We start from the raw sequence: 25,970 nt of genomic DNA, 5'->3' as shown, positions 1-25,970 counted from the left end.
CGCTGGTCGCGCAGTGGCCGGTCGACGGAGGCGAATTGTAAACGCTCCGGGTTCGCGATCCTAACCGGCTTCTCGCGCGCTGACCACCCGCAGCGCCAGGACCCGCGACAAATGTCACCGAGGCGGCGGGTGCCTCCCGGGCACCGGCCCTCGCCCCGAGTCAGCGCTTGCGCGGCGGGGCGATGTCGGTGCAGACACCCTCGAACACCTCAGCGGCCATGCCGATGGACTCGCCGAGGGTCGGGTGCGGATGGATCGTCCGCCCGATGTCGGTGGCGTCGGCTCCCATCTCGATCGCCAGCGCGACCTCGCCGATCATGTCGCCGGCATGCGTGCCCACGATGGCTCCGCCCACGATGCGGTGGGATTCCTCATCGAACAAGAGCTTGGTGAAGCCCTCGTCGCGGCCGTTGGCGATCGCCCGCCCGGACGCCGCCCAGGGGAAGACCGCCTTGCCGACCTTCAGGCCCTGTTTCTTCGCCTCGTCCTCGGTCACGCCGACCCAGGCCACTTCGGGGTCGGTGTAGGCGACCGAAGGAATGACCCGGGCGTCGAAGAAGGCCTTGTGGCCGGCGGCGACCTCTGCCGCCACGTGCCCTTCGTGAACCGCCTTGTGCGCGAGCATGGGCTGGCCCACGACGTCGCCGATCGCGAAGATGTGCGGCAGGTTGGTGCGCATCTGGCGATCCACCGGGACGAAGCCGCGCTCGTTCACCGCGATGCCGGCCCGCTCGGCGCCGATCTTGTTGCCGTTCGGGCTGCGGCCGACCGCGCTCAGCACCAGATCGTAGACCTGCGGGCCCTCGCCTTGGGGCGCGTTCTCGCCCTCGAACCAGACGTGGATGCCGTCCTCGCGCGCAGTGGCCTTGACTGTCTTCGTACGCAGCATGACCCGGTCGAAGCGCTTCTCGTTGTGCTTCTGCCACACGCGGACCAGGTCACGGTCGGCACCGGCCATCAGACCGTCCAGCATCTCGACGACGTCGATCCGGGACCCCAGCGTGGAGTAGACCGAGGCCATCTCCAGGCCGATGATGCCGCCGCCGATGACCAGCATCTTCTTCGGCACCTGGCGCAGCTGCAGCGCCCCGGTGGAGTCGACGATACGCGGGTCGTTGGGCAGGAAAGGCAGCCGCACCGCGGACGAGCCGGCCGCGACGATCGCCTGCTCGAAGCGCAGCAGCTCGGTCTTGCCGGTCTTCTCCTGGCCATCGCCTTCGGTGAGCTCGATCTCCAGGTGCGTCGGGTCCACGAAATGCCCGTAGCCCCGGATCACCCTGACCTTGCGCCCCTTGGCCATGCTGGCCAGACCGCCGGTGAGCTTGCCGACCACCCGCTCCTTGTGGGCGCGCAGCGCGTCGATGTCGATCTTCGGCTCGCCGAACTCGATGCCGTAGCGCGAGAAATGCCGCGCCTCGTCGACGACCGCCGCCACGTGCAGCAGGGCCTTGGAGGGGATGCAGCCCACGTTCAGGCACACGCCGCCGAGCGTGGGATAGCGTTCGACCAGGACCACGTCCATGCCCAGATCCGCCGCCCGGAAGGCCGCCGAGTAGCCGCCGGGGCCACCGCCCAGCACGACCAGCTGGCACTGGTGGTCGGGCGGGGGCAGGTTCGCCGCGGGCGCGGCGGCCGGCGCAGGCGCTCTCGCCGCGGCAGCCGGCGAGCTCGCCTCGGCGGGGGCCGCGGCAGCCTGGGCGACCACGGCCGGCGCGGCCGCCGGCTGGGCAGCGGGAGCCGGAGCGGCGGCGGGCTCGAGCTCGAGCAGCACCGAGCCCTCGGACACCTTGTCGCCGACCTTGACCCGCAGCGCCTTGATCACGCCGGCTGCCGAGGACGGGATCTCCATCGAGGCCTTGTCCGACTCCACGGTGATCAGCGACTGCTCGACCGCGATCGCGTCGCCCGCCTTGACCAGGACCTCGATGACCTCGACTTCCTTGAAGTCGCCGATGTCCGGAATCTTCACTTCGATCGTGCTCATCGTCTTCTCGGTTGGGTTCTGTTCGGCTCGCTGCGGGTCAGAGCATCACGCGGCGGAAGTCCGCCAGAAGTTGCGCCAGGTAGACGTTGAAGCGCGCGGCCGCGGCGCCGTCGACCACTCGATGGTCCCAGGACAGCGACAGCGGCAGGATCAAGCGCGGTTTGAACTTCTCGCCGTTCCACACCGGCTTGGTGAAGGAGCGGCACACGCCGAGGATGGCCACCTCGGGGGCGTTGATGATCGGCGTGAAGTAGGTGCCGCCGATGCCGCCCAGGCTGGAGATCGAGAAGGTGCCGCCCTGCATGTCGGCCGGCGAGAGCTTGCCTTCGCGTGCCTTGGCCGCGAGCTCCGAGGTCTCCTGCGCGATCTGGAAGATGCCCTTCTTGTCGGCATCGCGGATCACCGGGACCATCAGCCCGTTGGGGGTGTCCGCCGCGAAACCGATGTGCCAGTAGTTCTTCAGCACCACGTTCTCGCCGTCGAGCGAGGCATTGAACTCGGGGAACCTCTGCAGCGCCGACACGCAGGCCTTGATCAGGAAGGCCAGCATCGTGACCTTCACGCCGGCCTTGCCCTGCTCCTGGTTCAGCTGGACACGGAAGGCCTCCAGCTCGGTGATGTCCGCCTCGTCGTGATTCGTGACGTGGGGAATCATCACCCAGTTGCGATGCAGGTTGGCCGCCGAGATCTTGCGGATGCGCGCGACCGGCTTCGTCTCGATGGGGCCGAACTTCGCGAAGTCGACCCTGGGCCAGGGGATGAGGCCCAGGCCGGCGCCCTCGCCTCCGCCCGCGGCCGGCTCGCCGCCTTCGATCCGCGCGATCGCTGCCTTGACCCAGGCGCGCACGTCCTCGTGAGTGATCCGCTCCTTCGGCCCGCTGCCCTTGACCCTGGACAGGTCAACGCCGAGCTCGCGGGCAAACTTGCGCACCGAGGGCGAAGCGTGTGCCTTGGCTACCCGCGAGCCATCGGGCTCTTCGGCGAGCGTCGCGGTCGGCGACGGCGGGCGGGCCGGCACCGCAGTCTCGACGACCGGGCTCGCGGCGCGGGTCGGCGCCGCTGCGACCGGCGCTTCGACGGTGGAAGCGGCAGCCGCCGCCTCGGCCGGCGCCGGCGCGGTCTTCGGCGCCTCGGAGGCCGGCGCCGCTGCCGCGGCCCCCTCGCCGGCCTCGACGATCGCGAGCAGCATGCCCTCGGACACCTTGTCGCCGACCTTGACCCTCAGGTCCTTCAGGACGCCGGCTGCCGAGGACGGGATCTCCATCGAGGCCTTGTCCGACTCCACGGTGATCAGCGACTGCTCGACCGCGATCGCGTCGCCCGCCTTGACCAGGACCTCGATGACTTCGACTTCCTTGAAGTCGCCGATGTCCGGAACCTTCACTTCGATCGTGCTCATCGTTCTCGTCTCTCTCGTGAAGGCGTCGCTCAGGCGTGATGCGGGTTGGACTTCTCGGGATCGATCCCGTACTTGCGAATCGCGTCGGCGACCTTCTTCGCAGGAATCGCGCCCTCGTCGGCCAGCGACTTCAGCGCGGCCACCACGACGAAGCGACGATCCACCTCGAAGTGCTCGCGCAGCCGGTAGCGGAAGTCGGAGCGGCCGAAGCCGTCGGTGCCCAGCACCTTGTAGCTGCGTCCCTTGGGGATGTAGGGCCGGACCTGGTCGGCGAACAGCTTCATGTAGTCGGTGGACGCCACCACCGGCCCGGTGGTCTTCTCGAGCATCGTGGTCAGGTAGGGTGTCTTCGCCTTGCCGGTCGGGTGCAGCAGATTCCAGCGTTCGCAATCCATGCCGTCGCGCCGCAACTCGGTGAAGCTGGTGATGCTCCAGACGTCGCCGGCGATGCCCCAGTCGGCCTCGAGCATCCTGGCCGCCGCCATGACCTCGCGCAGGATCGTGCCCGAACCCAGCAACTGCACCCGGTGCTCGGCCTTCTTCGGGCCCGCCTCGAGCAGGTAGCCGCCGCGAACGATCCCCTCCTCGTCTCCGGCCTTCAGCCCCGGATGCGGGTAGTTCTCGTTCATCAAGGTCAGGTAGTAGAAGACGTTCTCCTGATTCCCGACCATGCGCTCGAGGCCGTGCTGAATGATGACCGCCACCTCGTGCGCGAAGGTCGGGTCGTAGGACACGCAGTTCGGGATCGTGGCCGACAGGATGTGGCTGTGGCCGTCCTCGTGCTGCAGGCCCTCGCCGTTCAGCGTGGTGCGGCCAGCGGTGCCGCCCAGCAGGAAGCCGCGCGCCTGCATGTCGCCGGCCGCCCAGGCCAGGTCGCCGACCCGCTGGAAGCCGAACATCGAGTAGTACGCGTAGAAGGGAATCATGATCCGGTCGTTCGTCGAGTACGACGTCGCCGCGGCGATCCACGAACTGAACGCGCCCGCCTCGTTGATGCCCTCCTGCAGGATCTGGCCGGCCGCGTCCTCGCGGTAGTACATGACCTGGTCCTTGTCCACCGGCGTGTATTTCTGCCCTTCCGGCGCGTAGATCCCCAGCTGGCGGAACATGCCCTCGAGGCCGAAGGTCCGTGCCTCGTCGGGCACGATCGGCACCACCCGCGGGCCCAGCGTCTTGTCGCGCACCAGCGCGGTCAGCACCCGCACGAAAGCCTGCGTGGTGGAGATCTCGCGCCCCTCGGCGGTGGGTTCGAGCACCGCCTTGAAGGCGTCCAGGCCCGGCACGGCGAACTTCTCGCTGGACTTCGTCCGGCGCTGGGGCAAGGAGCCGCCGAGCGCGGCGCGGCGCTCGAGCATGTACTTCATCTCCGGCGACTCGGGGTCCGGCCGGTAGAAGGGCAAGGCCTCCAGCTTGTCGTCGGGGATCGGAATGGCGAAGCGATCGCGGAACTCCCGGATCGAATCGGCGTCGAGCTTCTTGAGCTGGTGGGTCGGGTTCTTGGCCTCGCCGGCGCGGCCCATGCCGTAGCCCTTGACCGTCTTGACCAGCAGCACCGTCGGCTGACCCTTGTGATGGGTGGCCGCGTGGAAGGCCGCATAGACCTTGTGCGGGTCGTGACCGCCGCGGTTCAGGCGCCAGATGTCGTCGTCGGTCATCCGCGACACCATCTCCAGCAGCTTGGCATGCTTGCCGAAGAAGTGCTTGCGCACGAAGGCGCCGTCGTTGGCCTTGTAGGCCTGGTACTCGCCGTCGACCGTCTCCTCCATGACGCGCTGCAGGATGCCGTCCTTGTCGCGCGCCAGCAGCGGATCCCAGTACGAGCCCCAGATCAGCTTGATGACGTTCCAGCCCGAACCGCGGAAGTCCCCCTCGAGCTCCTGGATGATCTTGCCGTTGCCGCGCACCGGCCCGTCGAGCCGCTGCAGGTTGCAGTTGATGACGAAGACCAGGTTGTCGAGCTTCTCGCGGGCGGCCAGGCTGATCGCGCCCAGCGACTCGGGCTCGTCCATCTCGCCGTCGCCGCAGAAGACCCAGACCTTGCGATTGCTGGTGTCGGCGATGCCGCGGGCGTGCAGGTACTTCAGGAAGCGGGCCTGGTAGATCGCCATCAGCGGGCCCAGACCCATCGAGACCGTGGGAAACTGCCAGAACTCCGGCATCAGCTTGGGGTGCGGGTAGGACGACAGCCCCTTGCCCTGCACCTCCTGGCGGAAGTTCGCCAGCTGCTCCTCGCTGAGGCGCCCTTCCAGGAAGGCGCGGCCGTAGATGCCGGGGGCCGAGTGCCCCTGGAAATAGACCAGGTCGCCACCGTGGCCCTCGTGCGGCGCATTCCAGAAGTGGTTCATGCCGGTGCCGATCATCGTGGCCAGCGAGGCGAAGGATGCGATGTGGCCGCCGAGGTCTCCGCCGTCGGGCGGGTTGTGCTTGTTGGCCCGCACGACCATCGCCATGGCGTTCCAGCGGATGAAGGACCGGATCCGCTCCTCGTATTCGGCGTTGCCCGGCGACCGGGCCTCGAGATGCGGGGGGATCGTGTTCAGGTAGGCGGTGTTCGCCGAGAAAGGAATGTAGGCCCCCGACCGACGAGCCTTCTCGATCATCTGCTCGAGCAGGAAATGCGCACGCTCGGGACCTTCGCGGTCGATGACCGCCTCGAGCGCGTCTAGCCATTCGCTGGTCTCGAGGGCGTCGATGTCGACGGGGTCGTTGGCGGCGGGCAGCTGGCTGGGGACCGCTGACATGGCTTCTCCTCTCTCGTTGCGATCGGCTGGGTGGTTCGCCGAATTCTAGGAAGGCCCCTTGCAAAAGACAAGAAAAATTTTCAGAATCTGAATTGATATTTCATATTATGGTTAACGAGATGTCCACTCCGTGCAGGTCCTGATGTCTCACTTGCCGCTCGAAGGTGGCGTCATGTAACCCTCGGTCTCCGCCGCCAGCCTCCGGACCGCCGCGATCAGTTCCCGCACCCGGCCATCGCGCGCAAGCGCGTCGTCGCCGGCCAGCCAGTAGGTCTCGACCCCGATCGACACGAAGCCCAGGCCGAAGCGAAGCGCGGCGGCCTTCAGGCCGAAGCCCGCGTCGGCGTCGCCGGCGGCAACCGTGGCCGCCACCGCCAGGTGCGAGGCCTCCTCGATCTCGTAGCCCGCGATGCGCTCCGGACTGATCCCCTGTTCCCGAAGCAGGCGGTCGAGCCAGCTGCGGGTGGCGGCGCCACGCTGGCGGTTCACGAAGCGCAAGCCCGTGCGCGCCAGGTCGGCCACGTCCCGGATTCGACGCGGATTGCCCGGCGCCACGATCAGGCCTTGCTCGCGGCGCGCCAGCGGGGCCACGAAGCTCGCTGCGCCGCCCGGCCGCGCCGGCGCGGCCGGACGTTGGCCGGCCGGCACATGAAAGCCCGCAAGCTCGACTTCGCCCCGAGCGAACGCCTCCAGCGCCTCTTCGGATCCCACGAAGCGCACCTGGACCCCCGCAGCGAGACGCTCGGCCAGGCAGCGCTGCAGCAGCAGGTCGTGGCTGGCCGCAAGCCGCAGCGGCCGGCGGGCGGCGCTCGACGAGACCGCGGCCAGCCGGGCGGCCAGCCTGTCGATCGGCCTTCGAAGGCCTCGTTCCGCCTCTTGCTCGAATGCAGCGACCGCCGCGACGACCGCGCGGCCGGTCTCGGTCAGGCGAGTCCCGTGCCCCTTCACTCGTTCGACGAGGTGAAAGCCAGTGAGCCGCTCGGCCTCCACCACCCTGCTCCACGCCGTCCGGTAGGACACGTCGAGCTCACGGGCGGCGGCCGCCATCCGGGGCGAGGATTCGAGCGCCGCGAGCAGGCGCGCCAGGCCGGTGAGATCCGGCGCCTGGTCGCCATCGGCGATCTGCACCGCGAGCCGTACCCGCGGAGCGGGCGCGCCGGACCCGGCCGATTCCGCGTCTCCCCGGCCGCGGGACGCAGTGGATGCGCGAGGTTTCATCCGGTCGTCCGATATATGCAAACAATTGCCGAATGGTAAGGCATGAAAGCCCCATTCATATACTGCACCGATGATCCCCGAGGCACTGCGCGAAGCGCTGGTCCTGCTGCGCCACTTCGAAGGCGACGTCGCGGACATCGCGCTGCTCTCCCTCGAGGTGAGCCTCAGCGCGGTCGCGCTCGGCGCCGCACTCGGCCTGCCCCTGGGCGCGCTGGTGGCGATCGCGCGCTTCCCCGGCAAGCCGGCAGTCACCGTGGCGATGAACACCTTCATGGGCCTGCCCTCCGTGATCGTCGGCGTGCTGGTCTACCTGCTGCTGTCCCGCAGCGGCCCGCTCGGCCCCATGGGGCTCCTCTTCACGCCGACGGCAATGGTGGTCGCGCAGACCTGCCTGACGCTGCCGCTGATCGCGGCGCTCACCCGGCAGATGGTCGACGACGCCTGGCGCGAGCACGGCGAGGCCTTGCGCTCGCTCCGCCTGTCGCTGCCCAGCCGGGTCCGCGTGCTCCTGTGGCACACCCGCTTCTCGCTGGTGGCGATCCTGCTGGCCGGCCTGGGCCGAGCGATCTCCGAGGTCGGCGCCGTGATGATCGTCGGTGGGAACATCGACGGGATCACGCGCACGATGACCACCGCGATCGCGCTGGAGACCAGCAAGGGCGACCTGGCGCTGGCGCTGGCGCTCGGCATGCTGCTGATGACCATCGTGCTCGGGCTGAACCTGGTGGCCAGCGCGAGTCGCGGCCTGGCGATGCGACGCTTCGGAGCCTGAGCGTCATGAGCGCGCCCCTCCTCGAGCTCGATGGCGTCTGCTTCCGGCCTGGCGGCCGGACCCTGCTCGACCGCATCGACTTCACCTGGGGCGATGGGTCGATCTGCGCCCTGATCGGCCCGAACGGCGCCGGCAAGACGCTCACGCTGCGCATCGCCCACGGGCTGCTGCAACCCGATGCCGGCCGCGTGCGCTTCGAAGGCCGCACGCCCCCGCGCGACGACACCGCCTTCGAAGGCCAGGCCCTGGTATTCCAGCACCCGTCGCTGTTCCGGGGCAGCGTGCTGGACAACCTGATGCTCGCCCGCCACGCGGCGGGGCTGCCTGAGAAGACCGTGCGCGCGCACGCGCTCACGATGCTCGAGCGGGTCGGCCTGTCGGCCCTGGTCCGCGCGCCGGCGCTGAAGCTCTCGGGCGGCGAACGCCAGCGCCTGGCGATCGCCCGCGCCTGGCTCACCGGGCCGCGGCTGCTGATGCTCGACGAGCCGACCGCCAGCCTGGACCCCGCCGCCCGCGAATCGATCGAAGCGCTGATCCGGGAGATCGCCGCCAGTGGATGCCGCGTGCTGATGACCTCGCACAACCTGGGCCAGGTGGCCAGGCTCGCCGACGAGGTCCTGTTCCTGAATGCCGGCCGGCTGCTCGAGCGCGGCCGGACCGGCGATTTCTTCCGCGCCCCCCGTACCGTAGAGGCGCAAGGCTTCCTTCAAGGAGAACTGCCATGGCAACCCGAGGCGGCCTGCGATTGCTGAGCCAGTCGATCGCCCGCGGGCGGCTCGCGGCGTTCCTCCTCGGCGCCGGGGCCGCGCTCGCCGCGCTCCTGTCGCTCGGTGCCGTCACCGCACAGACGGCCGAATCGATCACCGTTTCCTCGACCACCTCGACCGAGCAGTCGGGGCTGTTCAGGCACATCTTGCCGATCTTCGAGAAAAAGACCGGCATCTCGGTCAAGGTCGTCGCGGTGGGCACGGGCCAGGCGCTGGACATCGGCCGGCGCGGCGACGCCGACGTCGTGTTCGTCCACGACCGGGCCGCCGAGGAGAAGTTCGTGGCCGAGGGCTTCGGGGTGAAGCGGCAGCCTGTCATGTACAACGACTTCGTGCTGATCGGACCGAAGGCGGATCCGGCCAGGGTGGGCGGCAGCAAGGACGTGGTGGGCGCGCTGAAGAAGATCGCCGCAGCCAGGGCGCCCTTCGTGTCCCGCGGCGACCGCAGCGGCACCCACGCGGCCGAGATGCGCTTCTGGAAGATGGCCGGGGTGGACCCGAGGACCGGGTCGGGCAGCTGGTACCGCGAGACCGGCTCCGGCATGGGCCCGGCGCTGAACAGCGCCGCCGGCATGAACGCCTACGTCCTGGCCGACCGGGGCACCTGGCTCTCGTTCAAGAACCGGGCCGACCTGGTGGTCTCGGTCGAGGGCGACAAGCGCCTGTTCAACCAGTACGGCGTGATGCTGGTCAATCCCGCCAGGCATGCGCACGTGAAGCAGAAGGCCGGCCAGGCCTTCATCGACTGGTTGCTCTCCCCAGAGGGCCAGGCGGCGATCGGCGGCTACAAGTTCGACGGCGAGCAGCTCTTCTTCCCGAATGCAGGCGGCGATGCCTGAGGCACGCGCGGGCGGCTGACAAGCTCAAAAAAACTGTTATAATTTCGCTTCTGCGCGGCTGTAGCTCAGTTGGATAGAGTACTTGGCTACGAACCAAGGGGTCGTGGGTTCGAATCCTGCCAGCCGCGCCACCTTATTCAGCAAAATCAAGGGCTTAGAGAGAAATCTCTAAGCCCTTTTTTTTTGCGCATCGGTGGCCTTCGGCCGGGCTGCGCCCGGTACCCCGCCGAAGGCCTCCAGGTCAGCGTCTGCGGAGGTCCGCCATTTCCGGCGCTCCTGGCCGGCGGGAGTTGGCAAGCGCTCCGTGCTCATCGTCCTTCTTCTGACGCCACCAGGCCAGAAACGAGTCGAAGTCGCCATTGAACTTTCGTGCCTTCAGCGCCTCCCATACGACGCTGCACTCCATGGCGAAGCCAGCGTCGAACGGTTCGTGAATGGAGCCGTAGTCGCAGATCCAGAAGAGCCTTTCAAGCGATTCGATGCTCTCGCCGGCAAGGCTTCCCTGAGCCTGTGCGGCGCTCTGTCCGCCCATACCGCCCAAACCGCCCAGTGCGCCCAGTGCGCCCGCAACCGCGATCGTCGCCACCGCTCGCGTCACCCGAGTCTGTCCGCTTCCCATCGAAACGAGGTCCTGTGCCATGACGTTCTCCTTTGCGCACGTCTGGAATCGACCGATTCGCCGTGCACAGACGCTTGTGCAGGTTCCATGCCAGATGTGGTTCGGAGAAGACACGCCTTCGCAATCAATGGCTTGCCAGGCCTCAGGCCAGTTGGTCTGCGGCCCTGGCGCACCCGACCGCCGGATGTGACGGTGGCGCCCGTCGCAGGCGGCGGGCAGGTCAGCGGGATTCGCGACCGGTCGGCTTTCGAATCCCGTACTTGCGCATGCGTCCGCGCAGGGTGCTCGCATTCAGGCCGAGCAGGCGAGCGGCACCGTTGTCGCCTTCGATGGTCCAGCCGGTGGCGTCCAGCGCGCGGCGGATATGGGTCTGCTCGACCACCTGCAGCGACGCGATCGCCGACGGCATTTGCGGATCCGCCCGATTCTCGATGGGAGATGCTGCCAAACCATCCACAGCCTCGAGCAGGCCGCCGCTCGAAAGGATCAGCGCGCGCTCCACGGCATTCTCGAGTTCGCGCACGTTACCAGGCCAGTCGTAGGCGCACGCCCAGGCGATGAAGGCCGGCGAAACATGGTCCGCCTGCCGGCCGAGCCGTCTCGCAACGCGGGCGACGACATGTCGAACCAGTTGTGGAATGTCGCCCCGACGCTCCCGCAGCGGCGGTAGCGTGATCGGAAACACGCTGAGACGGAAGTAGAGATCGGCGCGAAAGCGCCCGGCAGCTACTTCCGCCCGCAGGTCGCGGTTGGTTGCCGCGATCACGCGCACATCGACGCGCAGCGCCCGCGTGCCGCCGACCCGCTCGAACTCGCGCTCCTGAAGTGCGCGCAGCAGCTTTGCCTGGGCTTCGAGAGGGAGCTCCCCGACCTCGTCGAGAAACAGGCTTCCGCCGTCGGCCAGCTCGAAACGGCCGCGCCTTTGCTGGTGGGCACCGGTGAATGCGCCCTTCTCGTGCCCGAACAACTCGCTCTCCACGAGCGCGCCTGGCAGCGCCGCGCAATTGAGCGTCACCAGCGCACGGTCGCGGCGAGCGCTCTGCTCATGAACGGCGCGCGCGACCAGTTCCTTGCCGGTGCCAGTCTCGCCGGCAATCAGGACGGTGCTGTCGGTGGCGGCCACCTGCGCGATGAGCCCGCGCACCCGTGACAGTGCCGCCGAGTCGCCGACCAGGACACCGGCGTCGTGCCGCTGCTGCTCGACCAGCCCGCGTATCGTGGCCTTCGAGCGTTGGTGGGCTGCGATCTCGCGACGCAACGCGACGTGGGTGCCGACCCGTGCAAGCAGCTCCGCGGTCTCGAAAGGCTTCGTGACGTAGTCGACGGCACCGATCTCGAAGGCACGGACCTTGTCGAAGGTTTCCTTCAGCGCGGTCAGGAAGATGACGGGAATGGCGCGGGTCGCTTCGGCCGCTTTCAAACGGCGGCAGGTCTCGTAGCCGTCGATGCCCGGCATCATCACATCCAGCAGGATCAGGTCAGGCGCCCGCTCGATGGCTCTAGCCAGCGCCTGTTCGCCATCGGTCGCAGCCAGGGTTCGGTAGCCGGCGGCCTCGAGCTCCTGCTCGAGCAGGTCGACGTTGAGTGGCTGAACGTCGACGATCAGCACCGTGGCGGCATCAGGGTGCATCGGGGCGACAGCGCTGCGGCAAGGTCAGCGTGAAGGTCGATCCTGCGCCGGGAACGGACTGCGCGACGAGCTCGCAATCCAGGGCCCGGGCCAAGCGCCGCGCGATGGCCAGTCCGAGCCCCGTTCCACCATGGACGCGGGAGCTACTGGCGTCGACCTGCTCGAACTCCTCGAAGATCGATTCGAGCAACTCGGCCGGAATGCCGATGCCGGTGTCGGCGACGGCGATCTCGACCGTGCCATCGCGCCAGCCGGCCCGCAGGTCGATGCAGCCGCGCTCGGTGAACTTGACGGCGTTGCTCAGCAGGTTGATCACGATCTGGCGCAGTTTCGCCTCGTCCACCCGCATCACCGGCAAGCCTGGATCGAACTGCGCGCGCAGGCGCACGCCGTCGGCCAGCAGTGGCTCCACCGTGCGCAGGCAATCTCGCAGCAAGAAGGAGAGCTGGACATCGGAAACCTGGATCTCGATCCGGCCTGCCTCGATGCGCGCCAGATCCAGCGTGGCGTTGATCAGCGAGAGCAGGTGCTGCGCGCTGGTCAGGATCTTCTCCAGGTTCTCGGCCTGCCGGACGTCTATCTGATCCCGGGTGGACCGCAGAACGATGCGGGTGAATCCGATGATCGCACTGAGCGGCGTGCGCAGTTCGTGGGACATGTTCGCCAGGAACGCGCTCTTGTGTCGGCTTGCGACCTCCAGCTGATGGCTCTTGTCGGCGACCTCCCGAAAGAGGCGCGCATTCTCGATCGCGATCACGGCCTGGTCGGCGAAGGATTGCAGCATCGCGAGCTGGGATGCCGGAAACGGACCCGGCTCAGCCCGGCCAACAGCGATCGCGCCGATCGGCCGGCCGTCGCGCAGCAAGGGCACGCCCAGGCTGCTCCGAAAACCTGCGGCGACAGCGGCTTGGCGAGGCGCAAATTCCGGGTCTTCGAGCACGTCCGGGATGGCCACGACCTCTCGGGTCAGCACTGCCCGGCAGGCCGCCGTGTCCCGGCTGACCGGCCGCGGAAAGATGCTGCGCATCGCATCGATGCCCCGCGGGTCGACGATGGCCAGAGCCGCGATGTGCAGCAGTGTGCCGTCGAACGTGAAGACGTTCGCGGAGCGCGCGCGGCACAGAGACAGAGCGGCCGCCGCGATGGTGTCGAATACCGGCTGTGCATCGCCGGGGGAGCGAGAGATCGCGCGCAGGATCTCGGCGGTGGCCGCCTGCTGCTCGAGCGCTTCAGCCAGCGCCTGGGTGCGCTGGGCAAACGCTTCGTAGATCGATTCCGCCGTGTCCATGTTGCGCTTGCCCCCGATGAGGCGACTACCGGCGACAACGAGCAGGTCGAACCACGACGATACACCAGGATTTGCCGCACGGTTCGGCACCCTGCGGGCACAGACCAATGCGGGTACCCCCGCAACAGGCCAGGTGCCGGGAAGTGATCATCGAATCCGGCAATCGCATCGGCAAGCCGCGGCACCGCTTTGCGGATTGCGGGGCGCCCGGTTACGCTGCCGGCTCGCTGCTATGGAGCCCATCGATGCCCGGTCCGCTCGCCTCCCTGTTTCGACCCTCGGCCCTGACCGCCGCACCACTCGCCGCCTGTGTCCTGATCCTGGGCCTGGCCGGTTGCGCCTCGATGCCCGGCCCCGGCGAGACGGTGACGGTCTCCGTCGGACGCCCGGTCACCGCCCAGGACCTCGAGACCCGTCGCGATGTCGCGGCGGCGCGCCCCGCGCTTCAGGCGGCCGGGATCGGCCCGGCCGAGATCGCGGCCGGGCGCGTGCTCCGGGTCCAGTGCGCGGTGATGACCGACGGCTGGTGGGACAGCCTCGCGATCCTGCCTCCGGGCTTCGATGCGCCCGGCGATCGCGCGCTGGTACTGGCGGTCGCGGACCGCGGCGACAACGACAGGCTGCCGGTCAACAAGGTGGCCGCCCGCGCGGAGCCGCCGCTCGGCCCCGGCGGGCAGGCCTACCGCTTCATTCCCGACTGGCGCGAGCGCGGGCTCAGCCGCAGTTTCGAGCGGCAAGCGCCCGCCGGCGGGCCGCCTTCGGACTATCTGATCGTCCAGGGCTCCTGGCTGGTGCGCTGCCGGCGCTGATTGCGCGCCGGTCCCGCGCGGGCCCGGCGGGTCCCGCTTGCCGCGGTGGGCATCACGTGCCGATTCCCGGCGCGGCGGGTTCGCGGCGCGCTCGACACGCGTCTATCATCGTTCCGAGAACGACACCCGGAGACGTGATGGCCGAGGCAGCATCCCCAGGATCGCGCCCTTCCCTGCTCGATCCGCGAGCCCCGCGCGAGGCCGGCGATGCCGGGCGCGACCGCATGCAGGTCGACGCCCTGATCGTCGGCGCGGGCTTCTCGGGCATGTACCAGCTGCTGCGCTTGCGCGACCATCTCGGCATGAAGGCGCTGGCGCTCGAGGCCGCCGACGGCGTGGGCGGCACCTGGTACTGGAACCGCTATCCGGGCGCGCGCTGCGACTCCGAGAGCCATTCCTACCAGTATTTCTTCGACGAGGATCTGGTGCGCGAGTGGCAGTGGTCCGAGCGCTACCCGGGACAGGCCGAGATCCTGCGCTACCTGAACCATGTGGCCGATCGCTACGCACTGCGGCCCGACATCCGCCTGAAGACCCGGGTCACTGCCGCCCGCTACGACGAGCCGGCCAACCGCTGGCTGGTCGAGACCGACACCGGCGAGCGCTACAGCGCGCAGTTCCTGATCGCGGCCGTGGGCGGCCTGTCAGCGGCCAACGTGCCGGACATTCCGGGCCTGCCGAGCTTCTCGGGACGCTGGTACCACACCGGCGAATGGCCGCACGAGGGAGTGGACTTCACCGGCAAGCGGGTCGGCCTGATCGGCACCGGTTCCACCGGCATCCAGTGCGCGCCGGTGATCGCGCAGTCGGCGGCCCACCTCACCGTGTTCCAGCGCACCGCCAACTACAGCATTCCGGCCCGCAACGCGCCGCTGGACGATGCGTTCAGGCAGTACGTTCGCGAGCACGTCGACGAGATCCGCAAGGTGATGCACGCCAGCACGAACGGGCACCCTTTCCTTTTCGCCGACCGTTCGGCCACCGCCACCCCGCCCGACGAGCGCGACGCCATCTACCGGGCGGCCTGGGAGAAAGGCGGGCTGCGCTTTCGCGCCGCCTTCAAGGACCTGCTGGTCGACCAGGCCGCCAACGACACCGCGGCCGGGTTCATCAAGGCGCGCATCCGCGAAGTGGTGAAGGACCCGGCCAGGGCCGCCATCTTGTCGGACATCGACCACCCCTTCGCCGCCAAGCGCCCGCCGATCGACACCGAATACTTCGAGACCTTCAACCGCGACAACGTGTCGCTGGTGGATCTGCGGGCCGCGCCGATCGTGGAGGTCGTCCCGGAAGGCATCCGGACGGCCGACGCGCTGTATCCGCTCGACATCATCGTCTTCGCCACCGGCTTCGACGCGATGACCGGCGCCTTCCTGAAGATCGCGATCGAAGGCCGCGACGGCCTCACGCTGCAGCAGGCCTGGCGGGCCGGGCCGCGCAACTGCCTCGGCCTGCAGGTGCCGGGCTTCCCGAACCTGTTCACGATCACCGGCCCCGGCAGTCCCTCGGTGCTGTGCAACCTGCCGGTCGCCATCGAGCAGCACGTGGACTGGGTCACCGACTGCATCGCCTGGATGCGCGAGCGCGGCGCCACCCGCGTCGAGCCCGCCGAGGAAGCAGTCGAGCAGTGGCTGGCCACGGTGCAGGCCGCCGCCGACGCCACGCTGCTGCCGAGCGTGCCCCACTCCTGGTACCTGGGCGCGAACGTTCCCGGCAAGCCGCGGATCTTCATGCCCTACGCCGGCGGCATGGCCCGATACCGCGCCATCTGCGACGACGTCGCTGCCCAGGGCTACCCCGGCTTCGTGTTCGACGCCCCGATGCGCGCGACGCCCCGGGAAACCGGCTCGGCGCTCGAGGCATAGCCGAACTCCTTCCTCTTCCCCCTCTCCCTTCTCCCCGAACATGATCAACGTCATCGCCGTCATCACCGCCAAACCCGGACAGCGGAAGGCCGTGCTCGAAGCCTTCCGCGCCAATCGCGCCAACGTGCTCGCCGAGGACGGCTGCATCGAGTACGGCGCGGCCGTCGACGTCGACCCGGTGCTGGGCTTCCAGGCGCCTTTCGGCCCGGACACCTTCGTGGTCATCGAGAAGTGGCGCGACCTGGATGCGTTGAAGGCGCATGCCCGCGCCCCGCACATGGCCGCCTACGCGGCGCAGACCAGGGATCTGGTCGCCAGTCGCGCGATCCACGTCCTTTCCCCGGCGGCCTGAGCCGCAGGACCCGCGCCCCGGGCATCGCCGGCGCCCGCTTCCCGACACGGGCGCTCGGGAACCCGGGGCGGGCGCTCAGGTTCCCGAGATGTAGCGCTGCAGGAAAAGCGTCACGGCAAAGCCTGCCAGCGCCAGCAGCGCCAGGGCCGGCGCGCCGGCGCCCGCGATCAGCATCGCGTCGAGCAGCGAGATGCCGGCGATCAGGCTGACCACGGCGCGCGGGATGTCGCCGCGCTGTCGGCGACGCAGGAACCAGAGCGCGACGAGCATCCAGACGACGAACAGCAGCAGGAAAGGCGCCACCACCGCCGACTGCGCGGCCAGCCAGGCGCCGTGCAGCACCGGCGCCGCCAGGAAGAGCAAGGGCCACAGGTTGCGGACCTCGCCGAGGTTCTCCTGCTTGGCCACGTAGGTGAGCCCGATCAGGTAGCAGAGCAGCAACCCCGCGCCCAGCCAGAGCGCGCCGGGCAGGACCAGGGTCACGCAGAGCCCTGCCCCGAGATAGACGAGGACCCGGCACAGGCCCATCAGCAGCGGGCTGAGCGGATTGCCCTTGTGCCAGGCATCGTACAAGGTGATCGCCGCCGCCAGCCCGACGCCGGCCAGCACCGGCGCGATGCCGGCGCCGGTCCCGAACCCGTAGCCCGCCCAGGCCAGCAGCAGGAGGCCGAGCGCCATCTGCGCGTAACCGGCGAGGAAGACGCTGCTCCGCGACACCTCTCCCGACGGGATCGGCCGCTCGGGGCGCTCGCGGGCGTCGTACTCGGCGTCGAAGGCGTCGTTCAGGAACATCCCGCCCACGTAGAACAGCGAGAATGCGACCAGCATCACCGCCATCTGTGCGCCGAAGGCGGTGGCGCCGGCCAGCACCGCGCCGGCCAGCGTGTTCGTCCATACGGTGGGAAGGTTGGACACCCGCCCGAGCTTCAGCACGGTCTTCGGTTTCATGGGCTCAGCCCCCGATTCTCTGCAGGACCCAGTCGAGCTCGCGGGCAATCGCCGCGCCCAGCGGAACCTTGCGATAGGCCTCGGGCAGCACGTCCCAGGTATAGGTCTCGACCTCGAGATGTCCGGACACCGGGTCGGACGCATGCAGTGCGAGCACCTCCGCCAGGAAGGACTGCGTGGTGCCGAATCCGATCATTTCCGGCAGGAAGACCGGCACGTGAAAGTGCACGCGCCATTCGGCGCCCCGGGCGGTGTCGCGCGCCGCGAGCGCCTCGGGCAGGTCCAGGAAGCGCCGCAGCTGGCCGTCGCGCCGCTCGACCACCTGGTGCAGGTAGACCGGCTCGGCGAAGGCCTCGAGCCGGGCCGCGCTCGCTTCGTCGAGAGCCGGCACCCGGAGCGCCGAACTGAGCTGGGCCTTGGCGATCCGGATGCCGCGCGCGCGCAAGGCGGCGATGCTGGCCGCCGGATCCTCGAACTCGACCGCCGCGTGGCAGACGTCGTAGCAGACCCCCAGGTGCCGGCGCATCGCGGCCTCCAGCGCCGTTCCCGACAAGCCGGTGGCGGCCGCCAGTTGCGCCCGTGCGGCCTCGCCGAACAGATGCCCCTCGAAGTACGCGATGGTTTCGTCGACGGTCTCGAGGAGGCAGCAGGGCTCGGGCTCCAGGGCCAGGCAGATCGTCTTGCCGGTGGCGCGCTCGATCTCCACCAGCCGCGCGACATGCGCGATCAGGTTCGCGGTGATCGTGTCGAGCCGCCCCGCGGCCCAGGGCCTGAAGGTGCCCGGCACCGTGCTCAGGCTGCCCTCCAGGCCATCCGGCAGCAGCCGGGCGAAGAGCTCGGCCAGCGCATTCGTGTACGCCAGTCGGAGCGGATCGCTCCAGTCGGGTCGGTAGGCGCCTTCCTTCACGGTGGCGCCGTGGAAGGTCCCGTACGGAAAGCCGTTGACCGTGAACACGTAGAAGCCGCCGTCGTCGAGGAAACCCTTCAGCGCCTCGAAGCGCGCGGGATCCTGGAGCGCCGCGAGCGCCGTCGCACCCAGTCGAAGGCCGACGCCCATCGGTTCGCCGGGGCAGACCTGGGCTCGCACCGCCGGCAGGTGCTCCCGCAACCCCGCCATCACCTCGTCGAGTGTTTCGCCCGCGTGGATGTTCGTGCAGTAGCTCAGGTGGCAGTCGGTGACCGTGCCGCGAATCCGCATCAGGCCTCCAGGCGCCGCTCGAGCCAGGCGATCGATTCCTTCATGCGGTCCACGTCGATCTCGTGGAGTTCCACGCCAGTGCCGATGCCTGCGAGCAGCGTGATCGTGAGCTCGCCGCCCAGGTGCTCGCGGAACTCGCGCAGGCCCGCCAGGATCGCCAGCTCGCCATCGGGCTCGGTGCGCAGCAGGCCCGGGTGCCAGAGGTCGAAGCCGAGGAACTCGAGCAAGGCGCAGATGCGATCTTCCTGCCCCGCCTCGAGCAGGCCGCTCAGCACCGAATAGCGTGCATCGAGCGCCATGCCGATCGCGACCGCCTCGCCATGCCTGACGTGGTGGCGCGTGATGCTTTCGAGCTTGTGCGCCGACCAGTGGCCGTAGTCGAGCGGCCGCGCGCTGCCCGTCTCGAAGGGATCGCCGCCGTGCGCGATCTGGCGCATGTGCAGCTCCGCGCATCGGCGGATCATGGTGGCCATTGCCTCGCGCTCGAAGGTGGCGAGGTGCTCGGAGTGCTGCTCGAGCCACGCGAAGAAACCGGCGTCGCGAATCAGCGCGACCTTGACCGCCTCGGCCATGCCCGCGATCTTGTCCCGATCGGGCAGGCTCATCGCGAAGTCGAGATCGTTGAGCACCGCGAACGGCGGCGCGAAAGTCCCCACGAAGTTCTTCACGCCATGCAGGTTGACGCCGTTCTTGACGCCCACCCCCGAGTCGTTCTGGGCCAGGACCGTGGTGGGAACGCGGACGTGCCGGATGCCGCGGTGCGTGGTGGCGGACACCAGCCCGACGGCATCGAGCACGGCCCCGCCCCCGATCGCCACGACGCAGGAGTGGCGGTCGATGTGGAAGTCGAACAACGATTGCTGGATCGCCTCGATGAAGTGCAGGTCGGCCTTGATCTTCTCGCCGCCGGGCACCAGCACCGGCTTGCAGACGAGCTCCAGGGCGTCGGCGTGCCCTGCCACGTAGGCCTGCACCTGGTCCGCCAGTTCGGGCCGCGCGGCAGCGAGGCCGTCGTCGATGAAGACGATCAGGCGGTGGCGCTTGTGTGGCTCGAGCCGGGCGATCGCGTCGCGCAGCGCGACGTTCCCGGGCGCGAACAGGTCCTCGGTGAACACCACCGGGAACTCGAAGGGCACGGAAAACCGCTGCCAGACCGTCTGCCTCTCGACCGCGGACTTCGTGACTGGGATGCTCATCGCTGCCGCCCTGTGTTTCCGGCCGCGCGGCGGCCGCTTTCGATCGTCATTGTGTACGAACAGACGAGGATGGAGAATGCGCTCACGGCCGGCGCGACCGGCCCGTACAACCGGAGACTTTCGCCGCCATGCGCTACCTGAACGTCCTGTTGGGAATCCTGATGCTCGCCTTCGTCGCGGTCCAGTACAACGACCCGGACGGGCCGCTGTGGATGGCGATCTACTCGGTGCCGATGATCTGGGCCTTTCTCGCCGCCTTCCGCCTGCCCCTGCTGCGCACGCCGCTCGGCAGCCGCCTGCTGCAGCTCAGCGTGCTCGCCGGCGTTGCCGCAGTCGCGTACTACTGGCCGCAGATGCCGGGCTTCTGGCACAAGGAAGTCTGGTGGAACGAGGAAACCGCGCGTGAAGGGATGGGCGTGATGCTTCTCCTGATCGTGCTGCTGGTCGCCTGGGTCAGCTCGCTGCGAGGCGGCGCTGCCGTCGGCCGGGTCTGAACGCCGCGCGGGCACACCGGTGCCCGCCGCCTTGGCGCGGCGCGCGCTCAGGGCGAGAACTCGTGGCTCTTGATGTAGGCCGCGACCGCCATCCGCTGCTGCTGCGAGAACACTTCCTTCCATCCGGGCATCTTCCGGAAGCCGTAGGTGACCCGGTCGTAGATGAAATCGGCGTCCATCCGTCCCGGCACCAGCTTGGGCGCCTTGCCCGGGTAGGCGCTGGCACCGTGGCAGTGGCGGCATTGCTGTTGCCAGACCTGCTTGCCCATCTCGATGTTGGCGGGGTCTTCCAGGAAGGCTTTCTCGAAGACCGGCGGTTTCTCTTCCTCGGCGGGCTTGCCTTGGGCATGCGCGCCGACAGACACAAGGAGCAGCGACACCGCCGCGAACGCGAGACTTTTTCTCATCAGCCTTTCACCTGCACAACTCGTCGGATCGGGAACGGTCCGGCGCTGCCGCCGCCGGACCTGGAAAGAATCGCTGGCTCGAAGCAACCTGGGGCATCGCGGGCCGTGGCCGACGATGCCCCAGGGCGATCAGGCCGCGATCACTGCGCCGGAACGATCTTGTAGATCGTGTCCAGCGAGCCGTTCGGGCCGGTGGTCACGGAGGTCAGCGCATAGACCTCGCCGTTCGCGTCCTGCGCGAAGGCCAGGATGTAGGGCAGCTTGCCCGACATCCCGACGACCTCGGCGAGTTCCATCGTCCACTTGCCGTCGGCGCCCTTGGTGCCCACGAAGATCTGACCGTCCATCTCTGCAAAGGACTTGCTCCAGTCGCCGAAGATGTACTTGCCCTTCCAGGCCGCGTTCGCGCCCTGGTAGACATAGCCGCCGGTGACCGAGATCCCCATGCATCCGTCGGGCTTGGCCGTGCAGTTCTTGTATTCCAGGATCGGCAGGGTCAGGCCGTTCTTGTCGCAACTGGCCGGATGGTTGTCGGGCTTCGTGTAGTCGAAGCAGTGGGTGGCTTCCATCCGGCGCCAGCCCATGTTCTGCCCCTTGCCCACGATGCTGACTTCCTCGTAGCTGTTCTGCTGCACGTCGCCGCAGAACAGGGCGCCGCTGCCGGTGTCGAAGGAGCAGCGCCACGGGTTGCGCAGGCCATAGGCCCAGATCTCGGGCATGGCGTTGCGATCCTTGGCGAACGGATTGTCGTCGGGAATGCCGTAGGGCTTGTCGCCGGTGCGCTTGTCGACGTCGATGCGAAGCATCTTGCCCAGCAGCGTGGTCAGGTCCTGGCCGTTGCCGTCGGTCACGTTGTGGCCGATGCCCCAGTCGTTCGCGTAGCCGCCGTCGCCGGTGGAGATGTAAAGCATGCCGTCGGGGCCGAAGCCGATCCAGTGGCCGTTGTGGTTGAACTGCGGCCAGGCGATCGAGCTGATCCGGCGGGCCGTGCTCGGATCGGCCATGTTCGGGTCGCTCCTGGAGACCGTGTATTCCTCGACCACGTTGCTGTGGTCGTACCAGAGCATCTGGCCGAGATCCTGCTGGAAGTCCAGGTGCGTGCTGAACGCGACGTAGAACTTGCCGTTCTCCCTGAACTTCGGGTGGAAGGCGATGCCGAGAAGCCCGCGCTCGTCGAAATCGTGGTGCTGCTTGACGATCTTGCTTCGGATGTCGAGGAAGGGCGTGGGCAGCATCTTGCCGTTCTCGATCACTCGCACCCGGCCGAACTGCTCGATGACGAACATCCGGTTGTCACCCGGCGGCTGGACCATCGCCAGCGGCGTGTTGACTTTGGTGACGAAGGGCTCCAGCTTGATCTTCGGGCCCGCCACCGCGGCACCGCTGCCGAAGGCGATGCCAAGCGCGGCGACCAGCGCGGCCCCCAGTTTGATGGGACTCATTGCTCCTCCTGATCATTGTTTCGCCGGAATGGATCCGGCGCTCGTGGTCCGGCGCAACGATGAGCCCAGCGACGGGTTCTTCCGCACCGGCAGGACACGCGCCGAAAACGCTTCTCTCCGGCGCGACCCGTGAATCGAGTATAGATCAGCCGACTTCAGTCGAACAACGCAAATCGGAGGGGGCGCGAAGCCGGGCCAGCCGGCGCCTTCACTTGATGATCAGGTCGTCCATCGACCGACGGTTGGCGAGCTTCTCGACACGCGGTTCGCGCCCGCCGCGCAGGATCGAGTTGCCCTCGTAAAGCGCGCGCTGATCGATGTCGACCGGGTTCAGCCAGTCCGCTTCCTTCATCTGCCCGCTTTGCCCGTAGGCGTCGAGCGCGTTCTGGTAGCAGGCCAGCCTGACCTGCTCCTCGGGGATGCCGCGCTGCAGCGCGAGCCGGGCGGTCTTGGCCACGCCGAGCGGCTCGGAGATGCCCCAGTCGCAGGCCGAGTCCACGATGATCTGGCGGGCGCCGTACTGGCGAAGGATCTCGACCATCCGCTCATTGCCCATCTTGGTGCTCGGATAGATCGAGAAGGCGGCCCAGAAGCCGCGGTCCAGGCACTCGCGGACCGTCTCCTCGTTGTTGTGGTCGATCACCACCTTCGAAGGCGCCAGGCCGTGCTCGATGCAGACGTCCATCGAGCGCGAGGTGCCGCGCTTCTTGTCGCGATGCGGGGTGTGGATCATGACCGGCAGGTCGAGCTCCTTCGCCAGGTCGAGCTGCAGCCGGAAGTACTTGTCCTCGAGCGCGGTCTGCTCGTCGTAGCCGATCTCCCCGATCGCGACCACCCCTTCCTTCAGCGCGAAGCGCGGGATCAGCTCCATGACGCCCTCGGCCAGCGCCTCGTTGTTCGCCTCCTTCGAGTTCAGGCCGATCGTGCAGTAGTGGCGGATGCCGAACTGGCCGGCGCGGAAGCGCTCGAAGCCGACCAGCGTGGACAGGTAGTCGAGGTAGGCGCCGACGTTGGTACGCGGCTGGCCGAGCCAGAAGGCCGGCTCGATGACCGCCACGACGCCGGCCGCGGCCATCGCCTCGTAGTCGTCGGTCGTGCGCGACACCATGTGCGCATGGGGGTCGATGAACATCATCTGTCGTCTCCAGGGTCTCTGTGCATGATGCGGTTCTGCGCGTCTCAGCCGCAGCGGGCGGCCAGCGCGCTCCAGTCGAGTTCGCCGCGGGCGATGGCCTCGCGCAGCTCGGGCGCGCGGTCGAGCACGGCCGCCGCGGCCGGGTCGGGGCTGGCCGACAGCCCGAGCGCCGCAGCCTCGCGGAAGCAGTCGCCGTCGTCCAGCGCCCGGGCCAGGTCGTCGACCATCGCCCCCCTTGCGAAGGGCCCGACGCAGCGCCAGATCTCCCACGGGACCGGCCGCGCGGCCGCCCTCCTCTCGTGCGAGAAGTCGATCATGATCCGGGCGAGCTCTTCGTTGGCGCGCTCGTCGAGGCCCACGATCGGGCCCAGCCTGCTGCCGATGAAGAGCGCCTTCAGGACCATGTGGTTCCAGCGGTGCTGGTCGAAGCATTGCCTCGGATAGGGATTGCGGTGGGCGATCGCCTCGAACACCGCCTGGACGTTGCCTCGCAGGCCTTCGCCCACCTGGTGCTCGAGCGCGTCGGAGCCCGGGTAGAGGGGCAGGCCACGATAGAGGGCGATCGACTCGGCCACGTCGGCGGTCTGGCACAGCCCCCTGAACCGCTCGGCGAAGCCCTCGGGCGGCAGCGCCGCGAGCATCAGCACGCGCGCCGCGTCGGACACGCTCCAGCCTTCCAGAGACCAGCCAGGCACCTCGGCGGCCAGCCGCGCGCGCGGCTCGGCATCCACGGCGAGCGCGGCCTTGCCGAGCCGGCGCGGCGCCATGCCGAGCGCGACGTGCAGGAACTTGTCGGTGGGGGCGGCGGCGATCGATCGAAGCTGCTCGTCGAGCCAGCGATCCCGCTCCTGGTCGAGGCGCGCGCGAAGGCATTCGCGAAGAATGTTCCGGGCCGGCTCGCTCATTTCTCCCCCTCTCGGATCGGTTTCGGCCGCCTGGAGGACGTTTGCCGAGGCCGTTTTCGGGGGATATTGCCAACGGTCCGACGCCCAGGCAAATGGTATTACACTCGCCCGGTTCGCAATCTGCCCGCCCGGCCTCCGGGCTCGCCCCGGAGCGCCCCGATCCGATGAAACCGTGCCTGGTCATCCTCGCCGTCGGCCTGTCTCCGGCCCTGGTCGGCGAGCACACCCCGAACCTGAGGCGTCTCGCGGATCGCGGCGGGCAAAGGCCACTGGACACGGTGGCGCCGGCGGTCACCTGCACGGTCCAGTCGACGCTGCTCACCGGGCTGCCGCCCTCGGGCCACGGCATAGTCGCCAACGGCTGGTACTTCCGGGACCTGAGCGAGATCTGGCTGTGGCGGCAGTCGAACCGGCTGGTCGCCGGCGAGAAGGTCTGGGAAGCGGGCAGGCGCCGCGATCCGTCCTTCACCTGCGCGAAGATGTTCTGGTGGTACAACATGTACGCCAGCGCCGACTGGAGCGCGACGCCGCGTCCCATGTACCCCGCCGACGGCCGCAAGATCCCCGATCACTACGCGCACCCCTACGCGCTGCACGACGAGCTCGACGCGAAGCTCGGACCGTTCCCGCTGTTCAAGTTCTGGGGGCCGATGACCGACATCTCGTCGACGGCCTGGATCGCCGATGCCACGCTGCACGTGATGCAGACGCGCGATCCCACCCTGACCCTGACCTACCTGCCCCACCTCGACTACAACCTGCAGCGCCTCGGGCCCGACCTGGCCCATTCTCGGGTGCAGGCCGACCTGCGCGAGCTCGACGCCGAGTGCGGCAAGCTGATCGACTTCGCCGACGCCACCGGCCGCGATGTGATCGTGGTGTCCGAGTACGGCATCACACCGGTCACCGATGCGATTCCCATCAACCGGGCGCTGCGCGAGGCGGGCCTGATCCAGGTCCGCCCGGAGGAGTTCGGCCGCGAGATCCTCGACCCGGGCGCCAGCGTCGCCTTCGCGCTCGCCGATCACCAGGTCGCGCACGTCTACGTGAACGACCCCTCGCGCATCGCCGAGGTGCGCACGATCGTCGAGCGGCTCGATGGCGTCGAGACCGTCCTCGACGAGGCCGGCAAGCGCGCCGCCGGCCTGGATCACGAGCGCTCGGGCGAGCTCGTCGCGATCTCGAGGGCCGATCGCTGGTTCAGCTACTACTACTGGCTGGACGACCGGCTTGCCCCCGATTTCGCCCGCACGGTCGACATCCATCGCAAGCCGGGCTACGACCCGGTGGAGCTGTTCGTCGATCCCGAGCTGCGCCTGCCGATGCTGGCCACGGCCTGGCGGCTCGCCAAGCGCAAGTTCGGCCTGCGCACGCTGATGGACGTGATCTCGCTGAAGGACGTGCAGCTCGTGAAGGGTTCGCATGGGCGGATCACCGGCGATCCGGCGCACGGTCCGCTGGTGATCAGCTCGCGCGGCGACCTGCTGCCTGCAGGGAAGGTCGGGGCCACCGCCTTCAAGCAGCTGGTGCTGGCGCACGTTTTCGCCTGAGCGCGGGCGCGACCCTCAGGTCGCCCTGCCCAGGGTGATCGCGCCCTCGGGGCAGGCGGGCGCGCAGCGGCCGCAGGCGTGGCAATCGTCGGGGCGCACGACGTAGGCCTGCCTGCCGCCGTGCGCCCAGGCCTTCAGCCGCCCGCGCAACGAGAGTGACGCCCGGTCGTCGCTCGAAAGCACGCGGATCTCGAACACGCCGAACGGGCAGACGGCGACGCAGGCCGCCTTGCCTTCGCAAAGGTTCCGGTCGATTGCGGGGACGATCTTGCCCGGGGCACCCCGGCAGCTTTCCGTGCTCATGTCGCTGGAGCGTCGCTGGCATCCACGATTCGCCCGCATGCGAGCGGGCCGCTGCCGGCATTCTCGCCGCAATGCGGCCCGGCGTCGATCCGGCCCACGTTCAGCCAGG

Annotated in this window: 23 protein-coding genes and 1 tRNA gene; 9 read left to right on the top strand and 15 right to left on the bottom strand. The window is 68.7% G+C overall.

Annotated features, from left to right (window positions below; genetic code table 11):
- Positions 1–160 precede the first annotated feature (160 nt).
- The 4 genes from lpdA to FHP08_RS04965 all read right to left on the bottom strand — a co-directional run bounded on the left by lpdA (position 161) and on the right by FHP08_RS04965 (position 7,252).
- Positions 161–1,984, bottom strand: coding sequence for a dihydrolipoyl dehydrogenase (gene lpdA / locus FHP08_RS04980; protein WP_147703230.1), 1,824 nt, complete (start codon positions 1,982–1,984; stop codon positions 161–163).
- 37 nt (positions 1,985–2,021) lie between these two features.
- Positions 2,022–3,383: a dihydrolipoyllysine-residue acetyltransferase gene (aceF, locus tag FHP08_RS04975; RefSeq protein WP_147703229.1), complete on the bottom strand. Its 1,362-nt coding sequence runs from the start codon at positions 3,381–3,383 to the stop codon at positions 2,022–2,024.
- Between the two features lie 29 nt (positions 3,384–3,412).
- Entirely contained in the window at positions 3,413–6,124 is a 2,712-nt protein-coding gene (gene aceE / locus FHP08_RS04970; protein WP_147703228.1) for a pyruvate dehydrogenase (acetyl-transferring), homodimeric type, read from the bottom strand.
- Between the two features lie 147 nt (positions 6,125–6,271).
- Complete coding sequence (locus FHP08_RS04965; protein WP_187272172.1) at positions 6,272–7,252, bottom strand: helix-turn-helix transcriptional regulator; 981 nt, start codon at positions 7,250–7,252, stop codon at positions 6,272–6,274.
- A 160-nt stretch (positions 7,253–7,412) separates the two neighbouring features.
- On the opposite strand from FHP08_RS04965, the gene FHP08_RS04960 reads away from it, so the two are divergent.
- The 4 genes from FHP08_RS04960 to FHP08_RS04945 all read left to right on the top strand — a co-directional run bounded on the left by FHP08_RS04960 (position 7,413) and on the right by FHP08_RS04945 (position 9,851).
- Positions 7,413–8,114: an ABC transporter permease gene (locus tag FHP08_RS04960; protein ID WP_147703226.1), complete on the top strand. Its 702-nt coding sequence runs from the start codon at positions 7,413–7,415 to the stop codon at positions 8,112–8,114.
- A gap of 5 nt (positions 8,115–8,119) precedes the next feature.
- Positions 8,120–8,866: an ABC transporter ATP-binding protein gene (locus FHP08_RS04955; RefSeq protein WP_147703225.1), complete on the top strand. Its 747-nt coding sequence runs from the start codon at positions 8,120–8,122 to the stop codon at positions 8,864–8,866.
- Positions 8,836–9,720 carry an extracellular solute-binding protein gene (locus tag FHP08_RS04950; RefSeq protein WP_147703224.1) on the top strand — a complete coding sequence of 295 codons (885 nt, stop codon included), beginning with the start codon at positions 8,836–8,838 and terminating at the stop codon, positions 9,718–9,720. Before FHP08_RS04955 ends, FHP08_RS04950 begins: the two co-directional genes overlap by 31 nt.
- Positions 9,721–9,774: 54 nt before the next feature.
- A tRNA-Arg gene (locus FHP08_RS04945) sits at positions 9,775–9,851 on the top strand.
- Between the two features lie 110 nt (positions 9,852–9,961).
- Here the strand turns inward: FHP08_RS04945 and FHP08_RS04940 are convergent.
- The 3 genes from FHP08_RS04940 to FHP08_RS04930 all read right to left on the bottom strand — a co-directional run bounded on the left by FHP08_RS04940 (position 9,962) and on the right by FHP08_RS04930 (position 13,257).
- Entirely contained in the window at positions 9,962–10,360 is a 399-nt protein-coding gene (locus FHP08_RS04940; RefSeq protein ID WP_147703223.1) for a hypothetical protein, read from the bottom strand.
- A 199-nt stretch (positions 10,361–10,559) separates the two neighbouring features.
- Complete coding sequence (locus FHP08_RS04935) at positions 10,560–11,948, bottom strand: sigma-54-dependent transcriptional regulator (protein ID WP_225879036.1); 1,389 nt, start codon at positions 11,946–11,948, stop codon at positions 10,560–10,562.
- Between the two features lie 10 nt (positions 11,949–11,958).
- The gene (locus FHP08_RS04930; RefSeq protein ID WP_147703221.1) at positions 11,959–13,257 is read right to left on the bottom strand and encodes a sensor histidine kinase; all 1,299 of its coding nucleotides are present in this window, start codon (positions 13,255–13,257) and stop codon (positions 11,959–11,961) included.
- A 245-nt stretch (positions 13,258–13,502) separates the two neighbouring features.
- Between FHP08_RS04930 and FHP08_RS04925 the strand changes: the two genes are divergently transcribed.
- The 3 genes from FHP08_RS04925 (at position 13,503) to FHP08_RS04915 (ending at position 16,283) form a co-directional block, all read left to right on the top strand.
- On the top strand, positions 13,503–14,066 hold the full coding sequence (locus FHP08_RS04925) for a hypothetical protein (protein ID WP_147703220.1): 564 nt from the start codon (positions 13,503–13,505) through the stop codon (positions 14,064–14,066).
- A 137-nt stretch (positions 14,067–14,203) separates the two neighbouring features.
- Entirely contained in the window at positions 14,204–15,931 is a 1,728-nt protein-coding gene (locus FHP08_RS04920; RefSeq protein WP_323808892.1) for a flavin-containing monooxygenase, read from the top strand.
- Positions 15,932–15,971: 40 nt separating this feature from the next.
- The gene (locus tag FHP08_RS04915) at positions 15,972–16,283 is read left to right on the top strand and encodes a putative quinol monooxygenase (RefSeq protein ID WP_147703219.1); all 312 of its coding nucleotides are present in this window, start codon (positions 15,972–15,974) and stop codon (positions 16,281–16,283) included.
- Positions 16,284–16,358: 75 nt separating this feature from the next.
- Here FHP08_RS04915 and FHP08_RS04910 read toward each other — a convergent pair whose 3' ends face one another.
- The 3 genes from FHP08_RS04910 to FHP08_RS04900 are packed head-to-tail and all read right to left on the bottom strand — an operon-like array spanning position 16,359 to position 19,625.
- A complete protein-coding gene (locus tag FHP08_RS04910) occupies positions 16,359–17,231 on the bottom strand; it encodes a UbiA family prenyltransferase (RefSeq protein WP_147703218.1) in 873 nt (290 codons plus the stop codon).
- Between the two features lie 4 nt (positions 17,232–17,235).
- Complete coding sequence (gene eboE, locus FHP08_RS04905; RefSeq protein WP_147703217.1) at positions 17,236–18,429, bottom strand: metabolite traffic protein EboE; 1,194 nt, start codon at positions 18,427–18,429, stop codon at positions 17,236–17,238.
- The gene (locus tag FHP08_RS04900) at positions 18,429–19,625 is read right to left on the bottom strand and encodes a 3-dehydroquinate synthase (RefSeq protein ID WP_147703216.1); all 1,197 of its coding nucleotides are present in this window, start codon (positions 19,623–19,625) and stop codon (positions 18,429–18,431) included. Before FHP08_RS04900 ends, eboE begins: the two co-directional genes overlap by 1 nt.
- Before the next feature lie 128 nt (positions 19,626–19,753).
- On the opposite strand from FHP08_RS04900, the gene FHP08_RS04895 reads away from it, so the two are divergent.
- Complete coding sequence (locus FHP08_RS04895; protein ID WP_147703215.1) at positions 19,754–20,119, top strand: transmembrane 220 family protein; 366 nt, start codon at positions 19,754–19,756, stop codon at positions 20,117–20,119.
- A gap of 47 nt (positions 20,120–20,166) precedes the next feature.
- Here FHP08_RS04895 and FHP08_RS04890 read toward each other — a convergent pair whose 3' ends face one another.
- The 4 genes from FHP08_RS04890 to FHP08_RS04875 form a co-directional block, all read right to left on the bottom strand.
- A complete protein-coding gene (locus tag FHP08_RS04890) occupies positions 20,167–20,526 on the bottom strand; it encodes a c-type cytochrome (protein WP_147703214.1) in 360 nt (119 codons plus the stop codon).
- A gap of 140 nt (positions 20,527–20,666) precedes the next feature.
- A complete protein-coding gene (locus FHP08_RS04885; RefSeq protein WP_147703213.1) occupies positions 20,667–21,968 on the bottom strand; it encodes a PQQ-dependent sugar dehydrogenase in 1,302 nt (433 codons plus the stop codon).
- A 208-nt stretch (positions 21,969–22,176) separates the two neighbouring features.
- Positions 22,177–23,103 carry a TatD family hydrolase gene (locus tag FHP08_RS04880; protein WP_222707817.1) on the bottom strand — a complete coding sequence of 309 codons (927 nt, stop codon included), beginning with the start codon at positions 23,101–23,103 and terminating at the stop codon, positions 22,177–22,179.
- 44 nt (positions 23,104–23,147) lie between these two features.
- The gene (locus FHP08_RS04875; protein ID WP_147703212.1) at positions 23,148–24,008 is read right to left on the bottom strand and encodes an EboA domain-containing protein; all 861 of its coding nucleotides are present in this window, start codon (positions 24,006–24,008) and stop codon (positions 23,148–23,150) included.
- Positions 24,009–24,172: 164 nt separating this feature from the next.
- Between FHP08_RS04875 and FHP08_RS04870 the strand changes: the two genes are divergently transcribed.
- Positions 24,173–25,558 carry an alkaline phosphatase family protein gene (locus FHP08_RS04870; protein ID WP_147703211.1) on the top strand — a complete coding sequence of 462 codons (1,386 nt, stop codon included), beginning with the start codon at positions 24,173–24,175 and terminating at the stop codon, positions 25,556–25,558.
- Positions 25,559–25,573: 15 nt separating this feature from the next.
- Here FHP08_RS04870 and FHP08_RS04865 read toward each other — a convergent pair whose 3' ends face one another.
- Positions 25,574–25,861, bottom strand: coding sequence for a 4Fe-4S dicluster domain-containing protein (locus tag FHP08_RS04865; protein ID WP_147703210.1), 288 nt, complete (start codon positions 25,859–25,861; stop codon positions 25,574–25,576).
- Between the last annotated feature and the right edge of the window lie 109 nt (positions 25,862–25,970).

It is taken from the genome of Zeimonas arvi, assembly GCF_008039575.1.
Classification (GTDB): domain Bacteria; phylum Pseudomonadota; class Gammaproteobacteria; order Burkholderiales; family Burkholderiaceae_E; genus Zeimonas; species Zeimonas arvi.
This window is presented reverse-complemented; position numbering and strand designations above follow the sequence as displayed.

Excerpts from the sequence above, each read along its gene's own strand:
- eboE (WP_147703217.1), bottom strand. The coding sequence starts at position 18,429 with ATGCGGATTCGCGGCACGGTCACCGACTGCCACCTGAGCTACTGCACG.
- FHP08_RS04930 (WP_147703221.1), bottom strand. The coding sequence starts at position 13,257 with ATGGACACGGCGGAATCGATCTACGAAGCGTTTGCCCAGCGCACCCAG.
- aceF (WP_147703229.1), bottom strand. The coding sequence starts at position 3,383 with ATGAGCACGATCGAAGTGAAGGTTCCGGACATCGGCGACTTCAAGGAA.
- lpdA (WP_147703230.1), bottom strand. The coding sequence starts at position 1,984 with ATGAGCACGATCGAAGTGAAGATTCCGGACATCGGCGACTTCAAGGAA.
- aceE (WP_147703228.1), bottom strand. The coding sequence starts at position 6,124 with ATGTCAGCGGTCCCCAGCCAGCTGCCCGCCGCCAACGACCCCGTCGAC.
- FHP08_RS04955 (WP_147703225.1), top strand. The coding sequence starts at position 8,120 with ATGAGCGCGCCCCTCCTCGAGCTCGATGGCGTCTGCTTCCGGCCTGGC.
- FHP08_RS04960 (WP_147703226.1), top strand. The coding sequence starts at position 7,413 with ATGATCCCCGAGGCACTGCGCGAAGCGCTGGTCCTGCTGCGCCACTTC.
- FHP08_RS04895 (WP_147703215.1), top strand. The coding sequence starts at position 19,754 with ATGCGCTACCTGAACGTCCTGTTGGGAATCCTGATGCTCGCCTTCGTC.
- FHP08_RS04910 (WP_147703218.1), bottom strand. The coding sequence starts at position 17,231 with ATGAAACCGAAGACCGTGCTGAAGCTCGGGCGGGTGTCCAACCTTCCC.
- FHP08_RS04925 (WP_147703220.1), top strand. The coding sequence starts at position 13,503 with ATGCCCGGTCCGCTCGCCTCCCTGTTTCGACCCTCGGCCCTGACCGCC.
- FHP08_RS04940 (WP_147703223.1), bottom strand. The coding sequence starts at position 10,360 with ATGGCACAGGACCTCGTTTCGATGGGAAGCGGACAGACTCGGGTGACG.
- FHP08_RS04920 (WP_323808892.1), top strand. The coding sequence starts at position 14,204 with ATGGCCGAGGCAGCATCCCCAGGATCGCGCCCTTCCCTGCTCGATCCG.
- FHP08_RS04915 (WP_147703219.1), top strand. The coding sequence starts at position 15,972 with ATGATCAACGTCATCGCCGTCATCACCGCCAAACCCGGACAGCGGAAG.
- FHP08_RS04885 (WP_147703213.1), bottom strand. The coding sequence starts at position 21,968 with ATGAGTCCCATCAAACTGGGGGCCGCGCTGGTCGCCGCGCTTGGCATC.
- FHP08_RS04950 (WP_147703224.1), top strand. The coding sequence starts at position 8,836 with ATGGCAACCCGAGGCGGCCTGCGATTGCTGAGCCAGTCGATCGCCCGC.
- FHP08_RS04865 (WP_147703210.1), bottom strand. The coding sequence starts at position 25,861 with ATGAGCACGGAAAGCTGCCGGGGTGCCCCGGGCAAGATCGTCCCCGCA.
- FHP08_RS04870 (WP_147703211.1), top strand. The coding sequence starts at position 24,173 with ATGAAACCGTGCCTGGTCATCCTCGCCGTCGGCCTGTCTCCGGCCCTG.
- FHP08_RS04900 (WP_147703216.1), bottom strand. The coding sequence starts at position 19,625 with ATGAGCATCCCAGTCACGAAGTCCGCGGTCGAGAGGCAGACGGTCTGG.
- FHP08_RS04880 (WP_222707817.1), bottom strand. The coding sequence starts at position 23,103 with ATGATGTTCATCGACCCCCATGCGCACATGGTGTCGCGCACGACCGAC.
- FHP08_RS04875 (WP_147703212.1), bottom strand. The coding sequence starts at position 24,008 with ATGAGCGAGCCGGCCCGGAACATTCTTCGCGAATGCCTTCGCGCGCGC.
- FHP08_RS04890 (WP_147703214.1), bottom strand. The coding sequence starts at position 20,526 with ATGAGAAAAAGTCTCGCGTTCGCGGCGGTGTCGCTGCTCCTTGTGTCT.